Here is a 2,508-nt window from a genome sequence, read left to right as displayed (position 1 = left end):
CATAAAGCGCTTTCAGATAGCGGACGCCGGCACGGATGTTGGCTTTGGCGTCACATCTGTCAGTCACACCGAGACGCGACGCTGTCGCCGGCATAAGCTGCATGATGCCGAGCGCGCCCGCGCGGGACGGCCCTTGATTGCCGCCCATGTCGCTCTCTGCCCAGGCAACCGCCTCGCTCAGATCGGGATCGAAGCCTTCTTCTTCGGCGATCTGCCGCACCAAGCCCGCGGCCTGCCGGCGGTCTGTCGGCGTACACGAGCCGCCGTCCACCCAACCGTGATTATCATCGGGAAGGCTTGTAACCGCCGCGCGTGGAGGCAGTGCAAACGCCGCCGCGATGCGCGTCGTGGTCGTGTTGTCCGCATGGGCGCCGAATGGCGCCATGATGGTTGAGAGAGAAAGCGCAAGGGCGATCCGGTTTTTCATTGCGTTACCAATTTTGACACTTTACTATGGGTACAGGATGCCAAAGTAAAGTGTCAATACGAGAAGCATGAGCGAGGCCAATTTCCCGATGAAGCAGTTCTTCTTCCTCGCGGCATTGTTGCTCCACAGCACCGTCCTAGGCGCCGCCGATCTGGGCGCGAACGAGCCCCATCCGTTCGAGCAGCCCTCGACCGCGTATCTGCAGAAATTCGCAAAGCCTGGCGAAAAGACGTTTGTCTACGAGCGCTACGACGCAAGCGGCGGGCTTTTTCAACGAGAGGTGACACGGCTGGCAAAGCCGGTGGAAATCAGGTCCGCCACGGAACGCGTCATCAACGGCGTCACCTACCGGCTGCGTGGCCTAGTGGCCTGCCCAAAGCCCAAGATCACCTACAAGGCTGAGCTGTGGGATTGCACGAAGGCCGTGCAGGATTATGACGAGGCTGTCTACAACACCCGCGCATCCGTCTTGTTGTGCAAGACGCTGGTCCTGAAAAGCCAGCCCGGCGTTCCGGACGCGGTTTCATGTTTTGCGCTCGTCGGGGCTGGCAATGCCAACGATCCGTTTTCGGTCTCTTATGACGACGATTCCATGGTCTTCTTCGAGATGGCAGCGATCGGCCGCAACAAGGATGGCAAGTCCCTGCGGCCGGATCTCGAACACGCCTCCGATCTCGGCAAGCAGTTCCAGACCGATGAAGCGAACTAGCCTCGCAGCGTTCTTCGCACTCACGTGCGCTCACGCCGTAAGCGCGGAAGGAGCCGCGCCAGCAAGCGCGACAACCGCGCCCTTCCTGGTGTCGAAAAGCGTCGAGCTGGTAACCGGAGATACGTGGCGCGACGGTGGCAAGCTCTACCGGCTTTATGGCGTGCAATCATGCTTGCGGGGCACGATCGCTCTGGATGCCAATGGCCAAGAGTTCGATTGCGGCAACGTCTCGCTCGCCCACCTGGTCGCCTTGTTTTCGACGGCGGCCGTGACCTGCCAGCCCATTGCGTTGGCGCTCGATAAAGCGACCTTTGTGGTGTGTGGCGCGAAACTCGACGGCAATACGATCGACGTTGGCACCGCCCTTATCGCGGCCGGCTACGCCTTCGCCGCCACCGACCAGAAAGGCAACGCGGTCAGCGCCAACTATCTGGTGGCTGAGCTCAACGCGAAGATGAACGCTGATGGTCTTTGGGCGAGGAAGTTTCAGCATCCCATTGAACTTCTGCTGAGATGGGCAGGGGAGCGCAAGCAATGAACCACGAGGATCAATCGAGCCGCTACTACTACCCCGTCGAGGGCCGCACGGACGGTGCCATAACCGGGGCGCTCGCATTCATCGCCATCATCGCCGTGCCGGCGTTGGCCTATGCCGCATGGCATGCGCTCGCGTCTTGGATTTCCGCCTTCTTTTCTTAGGTCGGCAACTCGGCGAAAGACCGCAGCAGTTCCTGCAGGTCGTCCGCATCAACGTCGCACCAACCATTGTTCATCAGCCGCTTAAAATAGGCCGCTTTCATCTTCAGCTCGCCAACATTGGCGACCGGCGCCATCGCTGCCTGCCGTCGAATGACCGTTTCGTTCTTCATGGCAGCGTCAAGCCGCGGACCGATCAGCTCCGTCTCGGCCTCTTCGGCGTGCATCAAACGTTTGCCGAGACACTCCAGCTCGGAAATAGCGCGGCGGTGCGCTGCGATCAGATCCACGACTGAGTCCGCCTCCTGCGCCTCTCCGGTCCTACACGCCAGTTCAACAGCCATTGTTCTGCTCCGAGTGATTCGCGGCCCGCCCCTCGCCCGTTGCATCGGGTCGAGAAATACGTTGATCAGGAACGATGGCACGATAGGATACGAAACGAAGCGAAATCCGAGCCTGCAAGTTGTTGTTTAAGAATGGAAAGTTATTTCTTCCGCCACCGAGAGACGGGAGTGATCTCAAGGAACTATTCAAACGATTAGCAGCAGCAGGAGCCGGTCGGCCATTGAGCAAAGATGGGTTTCCTGCAGGCCCATGGACGCCCGAGCTTCTTGCAGAGGCGATTTCGCAGATCGATTCCAACCGGATCGGGGTCGATCTCAGAACAGTGCAGCTT

General features: G+C 59.7%; 5 protein-coding genes and 1 pseudogene. 4 read left to right on the top strand and 2 right to left on the bottom strand.

The annotated features are described in order from the left end of the window. Positions 1–427 (bottom strand): transglycosylase SLT domain-containing protein (locus EOA33_RS31960; RefSeq protein ID WP_210212636.1); only part of this gene is annotated, 427 nt, incomplete at its 3' end. Positions 428–494: 67 nt separating this feature from the next. On the opposite strand from EOA33_RS31960, the gene EOA33_RS31955 reads away from it, so the two are divergent. The 3 genes from EOA33_RS31955 (at position 495) to EOA33_RS39435 (ending at position 1,835) form a co-directional block, all read left to right on the top strand. Then, positions 495–1,136 carry a hypothetical protein gene (locus EOA33_RS31955; RefSeq protein WP_127407441.1) on the top strand — a complete coding sequence of 214 codons (642 nt, stop codon included), beginning with the start codon at positions 495–497 and terminating at the stop codon, positions 1,134–1,136. Positions 1,137–1,224: 88 nt separating this feature from the next. Continuing rightward, positions 1,225–1,674, top strand: coding sequence for a thermonuclease family protein (locus tag EOA33_RS31950; protein WP_127407440.1), 450 nt, complete (start codon positions 1,225–1,227; stop codon positions 1,672–1,674). Beyond that, on the top strand, positions 1,671–1,835 hold the full coding sequence (locus tag EOA33_RS39435; RefSeq protein ID WP_190234434.1) for a hypothetical protein: 165 nt from the start codon (positions 1,671–1,673) through the stop codon (positions 1,833–1,835). The genes EOA33_RS31950 and EOA33_RS39435 overlap by 4 nt, the downstream gene beginning before the upstream one ends. Here EOA33_RS39435 and EOA33_RS31945 read toward each other — a convergent pair. Continuing rightward, a complete protein-coding gene (locus tag EOA33_RS31945) occupies positions 1,832–2,176 on the bottom strand; it encodes a hypothetical protein (RefSeq protein WP_127407439.1) in 345 nt (114 codons plus the stop codon). The genes EOA33_RS39435 and EOA33_RS31945 overlap by 4 nt on opposite strands. A 122-nt stretch (positions 2,177–2,298) precedes the next feature. On the opposite strand from EOA33_RS31945, the pseudogene EOA33_RS41030 reads away from it, so the two are divergent. After that, a pseudogene (locus EOA33_RS41030) lies at positions 2,299–2,508 on the top strand (hypothetical protein); the annotation flags it as partial.

The organism is Mesorhizobium sp. M4A.F.Ca.ET.050.02.1.1, assembly GCF_003997725.1.
In the GTDB taxonomy this organism is placed as follows: domain Bacteria; phylum Pseudomonadota; class Alphaproteobacteria; order Rhizobiales; family Rhizobiaceae; genus Mesorhizobium.
This window is presented reverse-complemented; position numbering and strand designations above follow the sequence as displayed.

What these genes read in the sequence shown, in the direction of transcription:
- EOA33_RS39435 (WP_190234434.1), top strand. Translation starts at nt 1,671, where the DNA reads ATGAACCACGAGGATCAATCGAGCCGCTACTACTACCCCGTCGAGGGC.
- EOA33_RS31955 (WP_127407441.1), top strand. Translation starts at nt 495, where the DNA reads ATGAGCGAGGCCAATTTCCCGATGAAGCAGTTCTTCTTCCTCGCGGCA.
- EOA33_RS31945 (WP_127407439.1), bottom strand. Translation starts at nt 2,176, where the DNA reads ATGGCTGTTGAACTGGCGTGTAGGACCGGAGAGGCGCAGGAGGCGGAC.